At 63.6% G+C, this 17,420-nt stretch carries 17 protein-coding genes and 1 tRNA gene; 13 read left to right on the forward strand and 5 right to left on the reverse strand.

Going from position 1 to position 17,420, the window contains the following annotated elements; genetic code table 11:
* Positions 1 to 502: 502 nt before the first annotated feature.
* Complete coding sequence (locus Q7U29_RS04750) at positions 503 to 2,287, reverse strand: acyl-CoA dehydrogenase (RefSeq protein ID WP_304739047.1); 1,785 nt, start codon at positions 2,285 to 2,287, stop codon at positions 503 to 505.
* A gap of 299 nt (positions 2,288 to 2,586) precedes the next feature.
* Between Q7U29_RS04750 and Q7U29_RS04755 the strand changes: the two genes are divergently transcribed.
* From Q7U29_RS04755 to Q7U29_RS04765, 3 genes are all read left to right on the forward strand, one after another.
* Positions 2,587 to 2,661, forward strand: a tRNA-Gln gene (locus Q7U29_RS04755).
* 152 nt (positions 2,662 to 2,813) lie between these two features.
* Positions 2,814 to 3,164, forward strand: a complete 351-nt coding sequence (locus Q7U29_RS04760) for a hypothetical protein (protein ID WP_304739049.1) — start codon at positions 2,814 to 2,816, stop codon at positions 3,162 to 3,164.
* An 84-nt stretch (positions 3,165 to 3,248) separates the two neighbouring features.
* Entirely contained in the window at positions 3,249 to 5,015 is a 1,767-nt protein-coding gene (locus Q7U29_RS04765) for an NAD(P)/FAD-dependent oxidoreductase (protein ID WP_304739051.1), read from the forward strand.
* A gap of 58 nt (positions 5,016 to 5,073) precedes the next feature.
* On the opposite strand, the gene Q7U29_RS04770 is transcribed toward Q7U29_RS04765, so the two are convergent.
* Together Q7U29_RS04770 and Q7U29_RS04775 are read right to left on the reverse strand one after the other, a co-directional pair.
* Entirely contained in the window at positions 5,074 to 5,751 is a 678-nt protein-coding gene (locus tag Q7U29_RS04770; protein ID WP_304739053.1) for an NrsF family protein, read from the reverse strand.
* A 5-nt stretch (positions 5,752 to 5,756) separates the two neighbouring features.
* Positions 5,757 to 6,281 (reverse strand): sigma-70 family RNA polymerase sigma factor, encoded by a 525-nt coding sequence (locus tag Q7U29_RS04775; RefSeq protein WP_304739055.1) that lies wholly within the window; start codon positions 6,279 to 6,281, stop codon positions 5,757 to 5,759.
* A gap of 201 nt (positions 6,282 to 6,482) precedes the next feature.
* Between Q7U29_RS04775 and Q7U29_RS04780 the strand changes: the two genes are divergently transcribed.
* The 6 genes from Q7U29_RS04780 to Q7U29_RS04805 all read left to right on the forward strand — a co-directional run bounded on the left by Q7U29_RS04780 (position 6,483) and on the right by Q7U29_RS04805 (position 10,364).
* Positions 6,483 to 6,863, forward strand: a complete 381-nt coding sequence (locus Q7U29_RS04780) for a thioredoxin family protein (protein WP_304739057.1) — start codon at positions 6,483 to 6,485, stop codon at positions 6,861 to 6,863.
* Positions 6,860 to 7,591: a cytochrome c biogenesis CcdA family protein gene (locus tag Q7U29_RS04785; protein WP_304739059.1), complete on the forward strand. Its 732-nt coding sequence runs from the start codon at positions 6,860 to 6,862 to the stop codon at positions 7,589 to 7,591. The genes Q7U29_RS04780 and Q7U29_RS04785 overlap by 4 nt, the downstream gene beginning before the upstream one ends.
* Before the next feature lie 35 nt (positions 7,592 to 7,626).
* Positions 7,627 to 8,100, forward strand: coding sequence for a DoxX family protein (locus tag Q7U29_RS04790; RefSeq protein WP_304739061.1), 474 nt, complete (start codon positions 7,627 to 7,629; stop codon positions 8,098 to 8,100).
* Between the two features lie 202 nt (positions 8,101 to 8,302).
* On the forward strand, positions 8,303 to 8,560 hold the full coding sequence (locus Q7U29_RS04795; RefSeq protein ID WP_304739063.1) for a hypothetical protein: 258 nt from the start codon (positions 8,303 to 8,305) through the stop codon (positions 8,558 to 8,560).
* Between the two features lie 128 nt (positions 8,561 to 8,688).
* A complete protein-coding gene (locus Q7U29_RS04800; RefSeq protein ID WP_304739065.1) occupies positions 8,689 to 9,582 on the forward strand; it encodes a DUF692 domain-containing protein in 894 nt (297 codons plus the stop codon).
* Positions 9,579 to 10,364 (forward strand): DNA-binding domain-containing protein, encoded by a 786-nt coding sequence (locus Q7U29_RS04805; RefSeq protein ID WP_304739067.1) that lies wholly within the window; start codon positions 9,579 to 9,581, stop codon positions 10,362 to 10,364. Before Q7U29_RS04800 ends, Q7U29_RS04805 begins: the two co-directional genes overlap by 4 nt.
* Before the next feature lie 34 nt (positions 10,365 to 10,398).
* Here Q7U29_RS04805 and Q7U29_RS04810 read toward each other — a convergent pair whose 3' ends face one another.
* Together Q7U29_RS04810 and Q7U29_RS04815 are read right to left on the reverse strand one after the other, a co-directional pair.
* On the reverse strand, positions 10,399 to 11,196 hold the full coding sequence (locus Q7U29_RS04810; protein ID WP_304739069.1) for an SDR family NAD(P)-dependent oxidoreductase: 798 nt from the start codon (positions 11,194 to 11,196) through the stop codon (positions 10,399 to 10,401).
* 116 nt (positions 11,197 to 11,312) lie between these two features.
* Positions 11,313 to 11,813 carry a hypothetical protein gene (locus Q7U29_RS04815; RefSeq protein WP_304739071.1) on the reverse strand — a complete coding sequence of 167 codons (501 nt, stop codon included), beginning with the start codon at positions 11,811 to 11,813 and terminating at the stop codon, positions 11,313 to 11,315.
* Between the two features lie 193 nt (positions 11,814 to 12,006).
* Between Q7U29_RS04815 and Q7U29_RS04820 the strand changes: the two genes are divergently transcribed.
* From Q7U29_RS04820 to Q7U29_RS04835, 4 genes are all read left to right on the forward strand, one after another.
* Positions 12,007 to 12,993, forward strand: a complete 987-nt coding sequence (locus tag Q7U29_RS04820; protein WP_304739073.1) for a hypothetical protein — start codon at positions 12,007 to 12,009, stop codon at positions 12,991 to 12,993.
* Between the two features lie 142 nt (positions 12,994 to 13,135).
* The gene (locus tag Q7U29_RS04825; protein ID WP_304739075.1) at positions 13,136 to 13,729 is read left to right on the forward strand and encodes a hypothetical protein; all 594 of its coding nucleotides are present in this window, start codon (positions 13,136 to 13,138) and stop codon (positions 13,727 to 13,729) included.
* Complete coding sequence (locus tag Q7U29_RS04830) at positions 13,726 to 15,147, forward strand: zinc ribbon domain-containing protein (RefSeq protein ID WP_304739077.1); 1,422 nt, start codon at positions 13,726 to 13,728, stop codon at positions 15,145 to 15,147. The genes Q7U29_RS04825 and Q7U29_RS04830 overlap by 4 nt, the downstream gene beginning before the upstream one ends.
* A gap of 5 nt (positions 15,148 to 15,152) precedes the next feature.
* Positions 15,153 to 17,420, forward strand: a 2,268-nt coding sequence (locus Q7U29_RS04835) for a hypothetical protein (protein ID WP_304739079.1), incomplete at its 3' end; no start/stop codon positions are given.

The following is a 17,420-nucleotide window of genomic DNA, read 5'->3' on the forward strand; positions in this document are numbered from 1 at the left end:
GGTAACTCCGTGAGCGGTCTTCAGGACGTGTTGACGAGCGGTGTCGAAGCGTACGGCGAAATCGTGTGGTCCTGGCGCCGCAAGGCTGGCGCCAAGCTTGCGAACCCGTTCGCAGGCGACGGTGGCAACAGAGCGTAGCTCACCGGGGAGAGTACGTATAAGCCGTAAAGCCATTGCGCAGGGAATGTCGGATGTTCTCCGCTGCCCTGTATGCTCGTGTGCAGCTTTTTTTGCACGACTTCGCACACGAGATCGCGGGTGCAGCGCGCATCCGGCATTCCCTGCTCCCTCCTTCTCGAGGGACAATGATATGCAAACCTCGGGCAAATCGTGCCGCGGGATCGTTGTGCCATGTCCGAAGTTCGTCGTCCCCGCGAACGCGGGGACCCATAACCACCGCAGCTTCTTGAAGCAGAAGGCGTCAGATACCGTGAGTGAACGTACGGCCGCGGCGTATGGGTCCCCGCGTTCGCGGGGACGACGCGTATGGCGGTGGACGCCGCTACCCCAGCAACACCGCGTCCGCGCCGTTGACCGCCTCGGCGCCGTCCATCACCGTGCGTTCCAGCGAGCCGGCCTGAACCGTGATGTTCTCGGCAAAGAACCGCGCCAGCGTCACATAGCGCGCGGGATCGCCGGCGCCTTCGCCGAGATCGCGGGCGGCCAGCGCCTCGCCGGCCAGCATGCAGCCGCCGAGCGTCGAGCCGAACAGCCGCAGATACGGCGTGGCGCCCGCCAGTGCCTCGTTCGGCGCCGAGGTGACGCGCTCCAGCAGCCACTTGCTGGTGCGCTCCAGCGAACCCAGCGCGTCGCGCAATTTCGCGCCCGTGGTGCCGAACGCCGGATCGTTGGAGGCTTCGACCTTCTTCACGATGCCGGAGAGTTCGTCGAGCAGGGCCCAGACCGCCGCGCCGCCATTGGCGGCCAGTTTGCGCGTGACGAGATCGATCGACTGGATGCCGTTGGTGCCTTCATAGATCGCGGTGATGCGGGCATCGCGGTAATGCTGGGCGGCGCCGGTCTCCTCGATGAATCCCATGCCGCCATGGATCTGGACGCCGAGCGACGACACCTCGTTGCCGATGTCGGTGGAAAACGCTTTTGCAATGGGCGTCAGCAGCGCGCCGCGGGTGGCGGCGTCAGCGCGCACCTTGGCGTCGGTGGCGCGCGTGGCGACATCCATCGCGACAGCGGTGGCGTAGCAGATGGTGCGCGCGGCGGCAGTCAGCGCGCGCATCTGCATCAGCATCCGCTTGACGTCGGGATGCACGAGGATGGGGTCCATCCCATCGCCCTTCTTGCCGATGGCGCGGCCCTGGCGGCGCTCCTGCGCGAACGCCAGCGCCTGCTGATAGGCGCGGTCGGCGATCCCGACGCCTTCGAGACCGACGCCGAGCCGGGCCTGGTTCATCATCGTGAACATGCAGTGCATGCCGCGGTTTTCCTCGCCGATCAGGTAGCCGATGGCGCCGCCGTGATCGCCCATCGTCATGGTGCAGGTCGGCGAGGCATGCATGCCGAGCTTGTGCTCGACGCCGGAGGGATGGATGTCGTTGCGCTCGCCGAGCGAGCCATCGGCATTGACCATGAATTTCGGAATCAGGAACAGCGAAATCCCCCTGGTGCCCGCGGGGGCATCGGGCAATCGGGCCAGCACGAAATGCACGATGTTGTCGGTCATGTCGTGATCGCCATAGGTGATGAAGATCTTGGTACCCCTGATCCGGTAGGTGCCGTCGGGCGCGCGCTCGGCGCGGCTGCGCAGCGCGCCGACGTCGGAACCCGCCTGCGGCTCGGTGAGTTGCATGGTGCCGGTCCATTCGCCCGACACCATCTTTTCGAGATAGATTTTTTTCAGCTCGTCGCTGCCATGGGCGTCGAGCGCCTCGATCGCGCTCAGCGTCAGCAGCGGGCAGAGCCCGAAGGCGATGTTCGACGCGCTCCAGATCTCGGTGCAGGCGGCGTTGATCGCCAGCGGCAGGCCCTGGCCGCCGAACGCTTCCGGACCCGACACCGCGTTCCAGCCGGCCGCGATCCAGCGCTGGTACGCATCGGGCCAGCCGGGGGCGGTGATGACCTTGTCGTCCTCGAGCCTGATGCCGTGTTCGTCACCGACCCGGTTGAGCGGCGCCAGCACGTCCGAGGCGAACTTTCCGGCTTCCTCCAGCACGGCGGCGGCGATGTCGCCGTCGAAATCGCCGTAATGGCCGGCTTTCACCGCGGCCTGCAGGCCTGCGCCGTGATTGAGGGCCAGCAGCATGTCGTTAACAGGCGCGCGGTAGGTCATGGCAGCGTCTCGCTTTGGGACGGGAACGGAGGGCTGCCGTCTTCCCACGAAACCCCGGTTCTCTCAACTCATACGTGGCGAGACCGGATGGGTTGCAAAGGGCGCGACCGCGCCATTTGGGCCGAAGTTCACCCGGTTCACCTGACGGATTCCTCCATATACCGGGCAAAGCAGGCCGGCTCGGGTCCGGGCCGAAATTCGGCGGATAGGCGGTTGAAATGGCTCAACTCCCTCTATAGACCGGCGTTGCCAGAGGAATGCACGGCGAGCCCCGTCCCGCCGCCTTCCAGACCGGTTTTTGGGGCGTCGCCAAGTGGTAAGGCAGGGGATTTTGATTCCCCCATGCGGAGGTTCGAATCCTCCCGCCCCAGCCAGCTGTGCCCAGGGAGACGGCGGCTGGAGATGGGTTTCAATCCAAAGTACGTGGCCGGTCGCCCGTTTTCCCGGTGGCTCATCTGCGAGCTTCAACTTAGAGTGTCAGCCGCAGCCTATGTCGCGGCGGCTGCCTTTAGCGTAACGCTTTGTCTTGGAAGCAAGAAATTACCGGGCGGAACTGGATTTTGAGCAGCTTTTACGAACGGCCGATTCTGAACTCGCCGTATCGGGCGCCGGAATTGCATCATCCGCTCGACGACAACGGTCAGCCGCTCGAAGGCGCGCCGCGGTCCGGTCGCCGGCCGTCCCGCCTGATCGTGCCGGTTCCGGCATCGAGGAAGAAGGCGCCGACGCCGCTGATGAAGCGGAGCTGGACGATATCTACGAAACCGAACGGCGACTGCTCTACGTCGCCTGCACCCGGGCGCGCGAACACCTGCTACTGACGGGGGTTGCGCCGGGCTCCGAATATCTGGGTGACTTCGATGCAAAATCGAACTGAGCAAGCGGGCTTTCGCGTTTTGGCAGGGCTGGTTGAACGCGCCGAGCCGTACCTGTAGCTTGGAGAAGGTCAGAGGACCCAGGCATGCTGGACAAAATCAGGACATCGGCCGAAGCCGAGGCAAAATCATGGATCGCTGACTTCAGCCGTTCGCTGGCGGGCGGCGACGCGGCGGCGCTGGGTGCGCTGTTTGTGCCTGACAGCCACTGGCGGAACCTGTGCGGCATTTCCTTCGATATCGCGACCGTCAGCGGCGCCGGCAAACTGGCCGATCAATTATGCCGGCGTGCGCGCGCAGTGGCCGCCGCCGGTTTTGAGGTCGACACCGAATTGCTCATGCCGCGCCGCGCCGTGGTCGCGGGGCAGGAAGTGATCGAGGCGATTTTCCGGTTCGATACCGCTGATGGCCCTGCCGTCGGCGTTGTCAGGCTGCTGCCTTCGCCCGGTGCGCCACCAAAGGCCTGGACGCTGTCGACGGTGCTCGACATCGAGAAGATCGGCGCGGCCAAGTCGGGCAATATCGAGCCCACCTCGCACAACCGCGATTTCGCCAAACAGAACTGGCTCGAAGAACGCCAGGCCGAAATCGCCTTCGAAGGGCGCGAGCCCGATGTTCTGGTGGTCGGCGGCGGACATGCCGGGATCTCCGCCGCGGTCGAGCTGAAGCGGCTGGGCCTCGATACGCTCGTCATCGACAGGCAGCAACGCGTCGGCGACAACTGGCGGCTGCGCTATCACGGCCTCAAGCTGCATAACAAGACGCCGGTCAATCACCTGCGCTACATGCCGTTCCCGCCGAACTGGCCGGACTACATCCCCAAGGACAAGATCGCCAACTGGCTCGAAGCCTATGTCGAGAGCATGGAGGTCAACTTCTGGACCGGCACCGCGTTCGAGGGCGCCGAATATAACGAGTCGGCGCAGAGCTGGATGGCGCGGATCCGGCGCGGCGACGGCAGCGTTCGCATGCTGCGCCCGAAACACATCGTGATGGCGACCAGCGTCAGCGGCACGCCCAACATCCCGAAGATCGCCACCATCGAAAATTTCGCCGGCAAGGTGCTGCATTCCAGCGGGTTTGCCGCCGGCGCGCAGTGGCGCGGCAAATCCGTCGTCGTGATGGGGACCGGCACCAGCGCGCATGACATTTGCCAGGAGCTGCAGGCCAACGGCGCCGACGTCACCATGGTCCAGCGCAGCCCGACCCTGGTCGTCAATGTCGACCCGAGCGCGCAGCTCTACGACAAGACCTATCTCGGCGACGGGCCGCCGGTCGAAATCAGGGACCTCCTGAATGCCTCGGTGCCGCTCGAAGTGGTCAAGGCATCGCACAAGCTTATCACCAAAGAGGTCCGCGAACTCGACGCGCCGCTGTTGGCGCGGCTGGAGCAGGCAGGCTTTCGGCTCGAATTCGGCGAAGACGGCACCGGCTGGCCGCTGAAATTTCGCACCCGCGGCGGCGGCTATTATTTCAATGTCGGCTGCTCCGAGCTGATCGCCGACGGCAAGATCCGGCTGATCCAGGCTGATGACATCAGGCAGTTCGTCAGCGATGGATTGCTGCTTGGCGACGGCTCGAAATTAACGGCGGACCTCGTGGTGCTGGCGACCGGTTACAAAGGCCAGGATCACATCGTGGGCTCGCTGTTCGGCCCGGAAGTCGCCGCGCGCGTCGGACCGATCTGGGGGTTCGATGCCGACAGCCAGGAACTGCGCAACATGTGGACTCGCACCAGGCAGCCCGGGCTGTGGTTCACCGGCGGCTCGTTCTCGCAATGCCGGATCTATTCGCGCTTCATCGCGCTCCAGATCGATGCGATCGAGGAAGGGCGTCTGGAGAAGGCATTATAACGTTGGCGGCAAGCTGGGACCGGTTCGCGGGATCTCACTTCGCCCGCTTGCGGTGGGGTCAGTGCGCTACGAGTTTGCGGCGAACCCTCGCCACCACAGGCCGCCAATCCAGTAGCAGCCGGCCGGCCCAGCCGCAGAGGACCGTCAGCATGAAAACGGTCCCCACCTGCCAGACCAGCACCATCAGGCTTGCGTCCTGACCGTGGAAGAGACGAAGACCGAAGTTGCCGAGTCCGGCCGCCGCCAGACCTCCCAGCGCCGCCGAAGCATGCGGCCAAAGGGGTGCTCCCTTTCGCAGCATGAGCGCCATCGCCAAGGCCGGCAGCGTCCCGACCAGTGCAATGGCCGGAATGCAGAGGAAGTCCGAGGTGAAGTCTTGAAGGGCGCCTCCGCGCAACCACGCCTCGACACACCCTTCGCCGACACTCGTCAGCCAAACCGATAGCGGCACCAGTGGAAGCAACAGAAATCGGCGGTCGTATCCGGGAACGATCGATTGAAAGGCGGCAACGGCGGCGCCGATTGCCGTGCAAAGCGCGGCAATCTGTTCGACGAGATAACGAAAATCCGTGAACTTGATGGCCAGGTCATCGCGCGGAACCATCATCATGACGATGACGGCGACATACGGGACGGCCATCGCAAACCATAGAGCAGTCCGGACCCAGGGCGATGGAAGCCGCTGAACCGGATCCGCATGCTCGGTCAAACTCGCAATCAGTCTGTCGGTGTCCATGGCCATCACTCTTTGTTGAGAGCCTTCCGCAGGTTCAAGACCGCCCGATGAATCGAAACCTTCAGCGCTCCTATCGTGGTTCCGCTTGCCGCTGCCGCCTCCTTGAGTGACATTTCGCGCAGCTTCAGCATTTCGATAGCCTTCCTCTGACCTTCGGGCAGGCTCTTGATCGCGATCGTCAACTCTTCCGGGTCGCGATATTCCTCGTTCTCTATATTCGCCCAATCATCGGCAAAGGTTACGGGCAGTTCGTCCATCTGGACCTCATTCGATTTTCCCCGGTAGAACCGTCGCGCGCTGTCGATCAGCCTGTTATGGGCGATGGTGGACAGCCAAGGCATGAATGGACGGTTTGGATCGTACGTCGCGCGTACCGCGTGGATCGACAAGAGTATCTCCTGAACCTGGTCCTCGACTTCCTCAGTCGTGAAAAACTGTCGCCGCCTTCGCACGATCAGGCGCAATTTGGGTGTGATTTCCCTCAGAAGACGTTCGTAGGCGCGCATATCGCCGGCCTGTGCGGCCTGCATGAGCGATTCCAGGGCTGGCGAATTCGAATCCCGCTTCATCTCGGCGTAACAACTCCGGGTATCGCGAAAGATCAAGTTGTTCCACGTCAGCGGGTACTCGGGTATCGCCGTCCTATTTTTGCAGGCGCGCGTAACTTCCGCCGGCTCCGCAACGAAACTCTCTGGCCGACCGTCCAGACATCCCTCGGAGATACATCGAACATGTCATTGAATTCCCTAAAGACACTGATCGCAATAGCCTTCCTCGCCGGGTCATCGCTGACAGCCCAGGCCGGACAACCGTTCGATACGAAGGCGTTCCAGCAAGCGCAAGCGGCCGGAAAGCCCATCCTCGTCGATGTGACCGCGCCCTGGTGTCCGACGTGCAAGGTGCAACGACCGATCGTCCAGGAAATCGAAAAATCGACGCCGAACCTGATTGTCTATGAGGTGGATTTCGATAGCGCGAAGGACGTCCTGAAGCGCTTTCGGGTCCAAAGTCAGAGCACCCTCATCGTATTCAAGGGTGCCAACGAAGTTGGCAGGTCAACGGGAGACACCAATCCCGCCAGCATCAAGGCCCTCGTCTCGAAAGGCTTGTGAGGGTGTCCGAACTCGGCAATCTGGCGCTCAGCTATGCCGCGGGCGGGTTATCGACCCTCTCGCCATGCGTGCTTCCATTGCTGCCGATCGTCCTCTTCGGGGTGCTTGAAAAGCACGCCTGGGGACCGGTTGCCCTGGCTGCCGGCCTTGCGACCTCGTTCGCCTTGCTTGGCACCCTGATCGCCTCGGTCGGTTTCAATATCGGTCTCGACCCCGCGACGCTCAGATCCGCCATTGCGGTGCTGATGCTGGCCATGGGCGTGGTGCTGCTCGTTCCCGCCCTGCAGGGAAGACTGGCGGCTCTCGCGGCCCCCGTCGCAACCGGCGGCCAGACATTGCTCGATCGCATTCAGCCGTCCGGACTTGGAGGACAATTCGTACTCGGTGGCTTGCTGGGCGCGATCTGGTCGCCCTGTTCAGGCCCGACGCTGGGAGCCGCGATCGGACTTGCGGCCCAGGGCGACACGGTGGTCAAGGCGGCCGCCGTGATGGCGGTGTTCGGACTCGGAGCGGCTACGCCCATCCTGGCGCTCGCCTATGGTTCCAGGCAGGCAATCTTCGCCCGGCGGGATCTGCTGGCCAGGACGTCGCGCATCGCCAAACCGGTCATGGGCGCGGCATTTGCGTTCGTCGGCGTCTTCGTGCTCACCGGCCTCGACAAGATCGTCGAAACGTCGCTGACCAATGCCATGCCGGACTGGCTGACGACTTTGACCACTCGTCTATGAATCGATCCTGAACGTGCCGCCACAAGGGGGAAGCCATGAAGTCGATCGTATTCCTGCTCGTCGCTATGCCCGCGCAAATTGCTTCACATTTCCTCTGGATCGGGCCGCTGGTGATGCGGCTGGTCGTCGGTTACGTATTCATGCTTACCGGCTGGGCCAAGCTCAACAATCTTCCCCAGATGATTCAGAACTTTTCCGAATGGGGAATCCTGTTTCCGGAGGTTCTCACTCCGTTCGTCTCCGGCGTGGAGTGCATCGGCGGCGCCATGCTGATCCTTGGATTGTTCACCCGGATTCCAGCAGCCATGCTGACCATTGTCATGCTCGTCGCGATCAAATCGGCGAAATGGGAGGCCGTGGATTCTCTCGAAACGCTGCTGGGATTCGAGGAGGCCACCTACCTTGCTGCCTTCCTCTGGCTTGCGATCGCGGGGCCCGGGGCGGCTTCCCTCGACCGGCTGCTGCTGCGGATGACCGGTCAGGAAGACGAACGGCGCATCGTCGCCTGACCGCATCGGCAGGAAAAATTTTCCGGGCAGGCGTAACTATCCGGCCCGCTCGTTCGAAACTTGTCTCAGGCAACCGACGAGGGATCGATCAAGGCGTCGCGTACCGACGATGTTGCTCAGGGGATCCTTGAAGGCCGGACCAGTCCGCTCGGCTCGATGGTGTCCCCGTTTCAATGCCAACTCAAGTCTGGAGGAAAACATCATGAAGCTCAGCTCGAAGTCCGGTGCCGCTATCGCTGCGGTCGCCGCCACCATGTTCCTGGCGGGCGTCACCATGTCGACCGCGACTTACGCGGCCGGCGAAGGCAAATGCATTGGCGCCAACGCCTGTAAGGGCCAAAGCGCCTGCAAGGGCGGCCAATCGCCTGCCAAGGGTGCGAATGCCTGCAAGGGGCAGGGGTTCGCAGAGATGACCAAGGATAAATGCGCCGCTGCAAAGGGCAAGTTCGTAGCTGGCTGACGGTTCGGCGGCATGGTTGAAGGGCCCGGCTTCGGCCGGGCCCCAAGATCATCGTCGATTGTGGAATCCCGGACTCATGACAGAATACGGTCGGCGTCCATCGCCGGCGGGTCACCAGCGGAGGCCCAATGAACATTGCAGCCAAATCGTCGCCGTCGATGACGGATCACCGGATGGATACGGGCAAGCCGGCGTTCCTCGGTTTTGGCCTCGGGCTGCGCGCCCAGCATTATGACGAGATTCTCGGCGGAAACCCGGCGATCGACTGGTTCGAGGTCATCAGCGAGAACTACATGCTGCCGGGTGGCCAGCCGCTCCGGATGCTGGATAGGATTCGCGAGCGCTATCCGGTCGTGATGCACGGCGTGTCGCTGTCGATCGCTTCGACCGCGCCGCCCGATTTCGAGTATCTGCGGGGCCTGCGCGATCTCGCGCGCCGGGTCGAACCGAAATGGATATCGGACCACCTGTGCTGGACCGGCGTGCATGGCAAGAACCTGCACGATCTGTTGCCGATACCCTACACCAGCGAAGCACTCGATCACGTCGTCAGCCGTGTCCAGCTGGTTCAGGATTATCTGGGCCGTGCCATCGTGCTCGAGAATGTTTCGACCTACGTGCAATTCAGCAATTCCGAAATGACGGAATGGGAGTTTCTGAGCGAGCTTTCCCGCCGCTCCGGGTGCTGGCTGCTGTTCGACGTCAACAACGTCTATGTCAGCGCTTTCAACCACGGTTACGATCCGCACAGCTTCCTCGACGGTATTCCGGCGGACCGGGTGGTTCAGTTTCACATGGCCGGCCACAGCCATATGGGCACCCACATCATCGATACCCACGATCATCCGGTGTGCGAGGATGTCTGGGATCTCTACGCTGCGGCGTTGAAGCGCTTCGGCCGGGTCTCGACCATGATCGAGCGCGACGACAACATCCCGCCGCTCGACGAACTCATGGCCGAAGTCAACCGGACCCGGGAGATAGCCGGGAAGGTCCTGGCGCCGGGCAGGAAGACGGGATGAGCGACTTAGCGCGGCAACAGAGTGAATTTCAGCGCGGCATACTGACCGGCGACGATTCGGTTCTTGCTGGAATTCTCGACAGCCCGCGGGAAAAGCGTGACGTGCTGTTTGGCGTCTACAGGCATGCTTATGGTTCACGGCTGGTCGAGGCCGTCAGAAACGACCACGAACTGCTGCACATCTATCTCGGCGACGAGATGTTCGATGAGATGGCATATGCCTATGTTGCGGCAAATCCCTCTCGGCATCCAAATCTGCGCTGGTTTCCGCGAGCCCTGCCGGCGTTTCTGAAAGAGGCGGCGCCCTACAGCAAATATCCCATCCTGTCCGATCTTGCCGCGCTCGAGAGGGCTCTCAACGATGCCTTCGACGCACAGGATGCACCGGCGCTTGCCGTCGCCGATATGGCCGGCTTTGCTCCGGAGGTCTGGCACGATCTCAAATTCATGGCCCACCCCAGCGCCATCAGGCTCGACCTGGCGACCAATGGATCCGCAGTCTGGCGGGCGCTCAAGAACGACGAAACCCCGCCGGATGCGGTCGATCTGGCAGAGCCATGCCGCCTCCTGATCTGGCGCCAGGACGTGGTACCGTTGTTCCGCGAGCTTTCTGCCGAGGAAGCGATGATGTGGGACGAGGCGGCGGGCGGAATTCCGTTCGGCGTGCTTTGCTCGATGTTGGCCACCCATGACGATCCTGAGGGCGCGGCGGCCAGAGGTGCCGGCTATCTGCATGGCTGGATAACGGGTGGACTCCTGACAGGAGTTTCCGGCGGGAGGTGAGAGCCCGGCGCATCGGCGATCGACAGCCTGATCCTCAGAACGGGTTGGTGACGATGCCGCCGTCGACGCGCAAGGCGGCGCCATTGGTCGCGCTGGAAGCCTTGGAGCAGACGTAGCAGATCAGGTTGGCCACTTCTTCCGGTGTGGCATAGCGCTGCAGCAGCGACGCCGGCCGGCGCTCGGTGAAGGTCTTGGCGGCGAGTTCGTCGGCCGTCGTGCCGAGACCCTTGGCTCGTGCGGCAAGCCGGACCGGCGCCATCTCGACCCAGGTCGGGCCGGGCAATACCGAATTGACGGTGATGTTGGTGGCCTTGGTCTGTTCGGCGGCGCCGCGCGCGATGGTCAGCTGGGCGGCTTTCGAGAAGCCGTAATGCACCATCTCCTTCGGAATGAAGATCGCGGATTCGCTGGACACGAACACGACGCGGCCCCAATCCTTGGCTTCGAGCATGCGCTTCAGATAGTGCCGGGTCAGCCGCACCCCGCTCATGACGTTGACTTCGAACATTCTGGTCCAGTCGTCGTCCTCGATGTCGAAAAAGGCCTTGGGCTCGTAGATGCCGAGATTGTTGACGAGAATGTCGACTTGCGGAAATTGCGCCACCAGCCCGGCGCAGCCCTCGGCTCGGCCGAGATCGAACACCGCCGCATGCGTCCTGGCGGCCGGTACGGCCTGCTTGACCTTCGCGATCGCATCAGTGACCGAGGCGGTTTCGCGGCCGTTGACGATGACTTCCGCGCCCATTTGCGCCAGCCCGGTCGCGGTGGCAAGCCCGATGCCGCGGGTCGAGCCGGTGACCAGCGCGAGCTTTCCGGTGAGATCGATGTTCATTCAGTATTCCTTTTGGGACGACGAAACCGGACGGCAGCATGGAGGCGCCGTTCGCTGAAGGCAACAGCCGGAACGGAGTCGTCTGTCAGGTCGTGCCATGCGTCGGCATGGCGATACTATTCCAGCTGCTTCCAGTTCTCCGCGATGAAACCGCGGGCGTCGACCTCGGTAGATTGCCGGGCAATACGCGCCTTTCGGCCAGCGCATTTCCATTCATAGATTGTGGCGTGGCCGGTCGCGCTCATCGGAACGTCCGGCGAATCCGGGTTCTGCCTGCAAAACCGTTCCGCCCCGTCCGAACTTCGGCTGACGTCGGCTTTTTCGCACACCAGGTTCGCGCCGTAGCTGCAGAGCCAGACCGCTCCGCTGGCGCAGCGCATCGAAGTGGTGGCCTGAACGTAGGAGTCCGGCGTCTCTGCCGCGAGTTCGAACATCCGCCGCGCGTTTGGTATCAAATTGCCAGGCATGGGTTGGACGCGGTCATCGTTGCCGACCCTGGCGCAATGGGCGCGCAGGTCCTGTGCGGAAGCCGGCGTGCACAACGGTGTCGCTCCGGCCACGGCTGCCAGCAAGACTCCGGCAAAAATCGAACGAACTTCCGCTACTTCGATCATCATGGCAGGCTCTCTCACGTTCAACCCTGGAATTGTCCACCGACCGGGCAGGCATGGCGTTGATCTCGGACAATGCGGTCTTGATCAGGATCAAGGGCGATGGTTCTGCCGGCGCTAGAAATCACGCATGCAAGGCGACGAGCCTCTGAAACGCAAACCGACCATCCGCTCGCGGAGACTGCCGATCGGGGTTACGATGGCTGCCGCGCTGCTGGCGCTGGCTTGGCCCGCGGCGGCGCGGACCGGTACCGGTGAGGTGCGGCATCCCTCCGTGCAAGCCAATGCGATGCGATTGGCGCAAGCCGGCTCGGCACACGAGATCGTGGTGCTGCCCAACAAGCCGCCGCAGCGGTCGAGCGAGCGCGATCCGTCCTCCCGGGCGCTGATCGAGACCTGGCTCGGTGGCTACGGCTGGAACAAGGACAAGCGCTTTGATCTGGAGCGCTACGAGATCGTGAACCGGCGCGTGGTGTGGGGTGAGTTGGGCCGGGCGCTGCTGCAATTCCGCGTCGCGCCGGTCGACGGCGATGCGATGGCGCTGGCGGCGAAACGCTGCCCCGGCCGCAACCGGCCGATCGAGATGCAGATCTATTTCCAGTGGAGCCCGGACAACAAATTGTGGACCGCGCTCGCGAACCGCGGCGATCCCGGTTTCGAACCCTGCTCGAATGACGACTTGTGGACCAACGAGCAACTCGAGTTGATCGTCAATCCGCCTCCGCTGCCGGCGCCGCCCAGGATCGCGCAAAAGGATGTCGTAACCCCGCCATCCGGCTCGCCGGAGCGCAGGGCGATCCTCGATGGCCTGCGTCCGGTTTTTGAAAAGGCATTCGGCAAACCGGTCGAGTTCAAAGTCAGCAGCCTGCGCGTCGCCGCCGGCTTCGCCTGGGTGGTGGTGCATCCGCAGCGCCCGAACGGTGTTCCCATTGCCAAGGCGGAATGGGATCGGGCCATCGGGCCCTGCGAACAGAATCTGGCCAGTGTCGTCGCGCAATTCTGGATGCGCAAACGTCACGACGGCTGGCGGGTGGGTTGGGGCAACGGCTTCTGCGCCAGCGATTCCATTTCCGAACTGGGCTATTTGATCGGCGCGCCGCCGCAACTCGTCGACCTCAAGGAATGGCCGGGCACCGACTTCATGCCGGTCGAAGACCCGCAATATTTCGAGCTGTGGAAGCCATGACTGACTGCTGGCCCCGTCGGGGCCAACGGCTTCGGCCGTGTCGGCGAGGGTGCGCGGGCTCAACACCTTGACCTAGGACAAGGCGGCGTATTGGCCACGATCTAGTTTTGCTCCTGTCATTTCAGGGCCGGAGGATCACGGCGTGTCACTATCGATTTCTTCACGTTGGCTGCGCTGGCTGCTCATCACCGTCGCGGTACTGGCCGCAGCGTTCGTACTTCTGGTCATCGATCCCTCGGGCGCATTGCTGTTCCGCGTCGTCGGGTTGATCGGCATGGCGCTTTTCGCGCTGTCGATTGTCACCATGCTGCTGACCTTCCGCAAGGCACGAAAACTGTCGCCGTGGTCGCTGGCGATCGGTGCGATCGTCAGCGTGCTCTGCACCTGGATCTTCTTCGCGCTGGCCGGCGCTCCGCTGTCCGCTGCGGCGATTCTGCTCGCCGTCGCTGCCGGTGCGATGGTCGGGATCGGCTGGTCGCTGACCAACCTGCTGTTCATCGACGGCGAAGCGATACGGGCGCGCGGCAACATCTGGTTTCTGGCAGTCTGGGCGTTGTCCCTGCTGATGACGCAGGCCGCGACGCTGGCGGGCGGGCAGACACCCTACGCCGTGGCGCTGGTTTCGTTTCTCGGCATGGGCCTCGCCGTCGGCAACAGCCTCGGGCTGCTGGCGCGATATGCCCGCGCCCGCCGGCTGCTGCGCGCAGCTATTCCGGCCTCGGGAGAACGGCGATGAGCGCGTTCTGCACGGGGTGCGGAGCCCAACTGGCGGCCGACCAGAAGTTCTGCACCAAATGCGGCGCCGCCGTGCTCGAGTCGAACCCGCCGGCAGCCGCTGTGGAGGCAAAGCAGGCTGCCCCGGCCACGCCGTCGGCGCCGCCGGTGTCGGACTTCGGCAAGTCGCGCGCCATCCTTGTCGCGGCTCTCGTGGTCGGCGGTGCAATTCTCGCAGCCGTGCTGATCATGATTGGACCGCAATCCCCGCCATCGCCGCCGAAGTCGTCGACCGCCGCTGCGCCGCCTAAGGCCGTGCCGCCCGCTACTCCACCCGCCACCGTGGCCACGCCGCCGGCGGGCTCCGCCACGATGGCGATCAAGGCGAGCCGGTGGGAAGGCTATACCAACACCCGCTATGGCGTGATGATCGACTATCCCGCCGACCTGTTCGCGATCCAGCCGCCGCCGCCCGACAATGCCGGGCGGAACTTCACGGCTGAAAAGGCCGGCGCCCGCTTTCATATCTACAGCCACGCCAATGCCCTCAGTTTCTCGGTCGAGGAATTGCAGGCCGAGGACGTGCTGGACATCGGCGATGCCGAGGCCGTGAAACAGGATGGCGCGGACTGGTACCAGGTCATGGCCAACAAAGAGGCCGACACCATCGTGCGCCGGGTGGTGCTGAGCGAGGGCGGGACGATGATCCATCGGCTCGAAATCGCCTATCCGAAAACGGCAGCCGGAGCTTTCGAGCCGATCGCCGCGCGCATCATCAAGAGTTTCCGCGTCGATCCCGCGATTCCCGAAAAGGCCGCGAACGCGGCCGGTTCGCCGCTATCGCCCGTGGCAACGAAGCCCGAGACGAAGCAGGCCGCATCGAAACAACCCGAAGCGAAGGCGCCGGAAGCGAAGACACCCGATGCGGGCAAGCCCTTGTGGCGGCGCTTCGATTCCATCGGGATGGGCATGCGCCTTCCCGGCTATGGCGGCAAGGCCGGCGTATCGGCGGAAGTGCCGGCGAAATGGGCGTGGTCCTCCTCGGCCAACTCGGCCATGCCCGAGCCGAACGTGATCGACTTCCAGGGACTGGAGGCCGACGGCGAGGACGTCCTCCATGTCACCTTCCGCGCCGAGCGCCGCGCCGCCAAAGCGACGCTGGCGAGCGAGGCCAAGATCATCAAGACCAGGCTCTCCGAAGGCGCCGACAACTACCGCCTGCTCAGCGAGCGCACTACGCAGATCGCGTTGCGGCCGGCCATCGTGTTCTCGATGCAGTTTTCCGGCTCGGATTCGCCGGATCTTCTGCGCGAGGACGTCGCCATCATCGACGCCGGCCAGGTCTTCTACTTCGTCACCTTCGGCGCGCCGCAAGCCCGTTACGCCGCCAGCAGCAACATCTTTACTCATGTGCTCGAGACCATCGGCTTCGCGGAGTGAACGCGATGGGCTGGAGAAGGGGATTTTTTCTGCTGCTGGCGCTGCTCGCCGGAAGCTTTCGGATCGAAACGGCTGCTGCACTGGACTACGGCTACAAACCGATTCCGCCCGAATTTGCGCCGCCCGGTTTTGTACTCGAGCAGGACATGAACCGGGACAAGCCCAGCCATTACGTCAAGCCCTACCCCGAGAGTCTTCGTCGAAGCAAGAGCGACAACTCGATCGATGTTGCGATCTTTCCGTCAGTTCTTGAGTTCGATCATTGGGCACAATCCGGGATCCAATCCAGCACCGAGCAATGCATCGAACTCGCCAAGAGACATGAGCGATACAAATGCAATGTGTTCAGGCAGGGCAACATCGTTATTCTCCTGAAGGTGCATAGTACTGATAACGATCGCTATAATCGGTTTGAATATTCAATTGTCGAAGGCCGAATTCACTCTGACATTTACCTGAACGGGCACCCGGTTAGGGATTGGGGGGTCGGCCGGCCGAGGCCGGTGATCGTGCAGCCGTTGCCGACGGACGCCGAGCTCCTCGCGGTTGCCCTGCAATGGCATGCGGCGGTGCGCAATTACTATCAATCGCTGGGCTACGGCATCAGCAACGTGGAAAAACAATCCGGCGGGCGCCGCGATTCATCCCGCTCCGGCCAACCGGACGCGAGCCGGACAGATCCCAATCAATCCGCTGACTCCGGCCAGCAGCCGGTCGACTTCAATGATATCTGGTCGGCGGTCGAGACCAGCGGCGCCATCGCCATCACCGGTAGCCTCGCAGCCCTTGCGTCGCTGCTGATGCTGCGGACGGCGGGCGTCAGTCGTCGCGACGCGTTCGATGCCGGGAGCGGCCTGCTGCGCGGGCATGTGCCGGAGGATCCCTTCGATGCGTGGAAGCGCAAGTACGAGGCGCTGGGCTGGAAGTATAGTGAGAAGGGTGGGGTGGCGACGTTCGATCCGGTCGACGGCGCGCGCAACGAGGGCGGCGAGATCTATTCGGCGGAGCGCGGCGGTTTTGTGCGGCCGGTCAGCGAGACGCCGCCTGCCCCGCCTCCGCTGCCGCGCGACGGCGACGTCAACGCGCGCGGCGAGGTGTGGAGCGACTACTCGCACGGCTTCGTCGGCCGCAACACCTATGAGCAGGACAAGGCCAATCAGGCCTGGCTCGCCGACAGGGCGAAGTCGGACCTTACCGACATGCAGCGGCCGGATGAGGATGTCGTCGAACTCCAGCGCAAGATCGCCGCAACCCGTCAGAAAGGCGCGGAAATGCGCACCTACTTCAAGGCGCGCGACGAACTGCTGGGCGCGCTCGGCGACCAGCACGGCCGCGAGGGCGTCGATGCGCTTCTCGACGAATCCCGCTCCGGCCTGTTCGACGAACTCAGCGACCGGCTGCTGACGACGCCCGCCGACAAGGACTACCGCAAGGGTCTTGAGAAGCTGATCCCGCTCGCCGACGTGATCGGCAACCAGATGCGCGAGGGCTACACCCCGACCTATACCTACAAGGACGCCGCGCAGGACACGCTGCTGCAGACCGGCGCGGCGGCGCTCGATGCGATCCTGACCAAGGGCTGGGCCAGTTCGGCGGTCGGCAGCTCGCTCGCGATGCGCGACGCGGCCCGTGCCGGTGGCGGCGTTCTCGACATCGCGACAGCGGGGGTCAAGGCAGCGGTGACCGACGTCCTGTTCGGCAAGGTGATCCATTACGGCGCCGGCTATGCCGGCGAGGCCTGGCGGGCCGGCAAGAAGGCGGTCGCCGGTGCTGCCGATGGCGCGACGGATCTACTGGCGCAAGCGAGCCGACGCTCGCAGGTCGCCGCCGACCTGGTCGAGAAGATGCGCAAGAATCTCGGCACGCTGGACCAGGGCGTCCATGTCGACGGTTCCGGCCGGATGCGCGCCTCGCTGACCGACGTGCTGGAGGTGCAGAAGAACCCGCATCAGGTGCGGGCGCTCAAGCAAAGCGGATCGGCATCGACCCAGGAGGCCTTCAACAACACGCTGCGCAACGAAGTCTACAAGCCGCACGACCAGCTGCTGCTGGAGCGGCTGCGCAAGACGAGTCCCGAGCTCGCCGACAAGAAGCTTGTCGTCCACGACTTCCGCACCCCGGGCAAGACGGCCAATCCGATCAACACCGACCGCGACTTCCGGGTGCTGATGCAGGACAGCAAGGGCAAGTGGGTCGAGGTGCCCAAGACGAAGTGGGAGCAGCATTCCAACGACGCCTTCGCCGAGCTGACCTTCTTCGACAAGACAAAATGC

The sequence above is a fragment of the Bradyrhizobium sp. genome (assembly GCF_030654605.1).
Classification (GTDB): domain Bacteria; phylum Pseudomonadota; class Alphaproteobacteria; order Rhizobiales; family Xanthobacteraceae; genus Bradyrhizobium.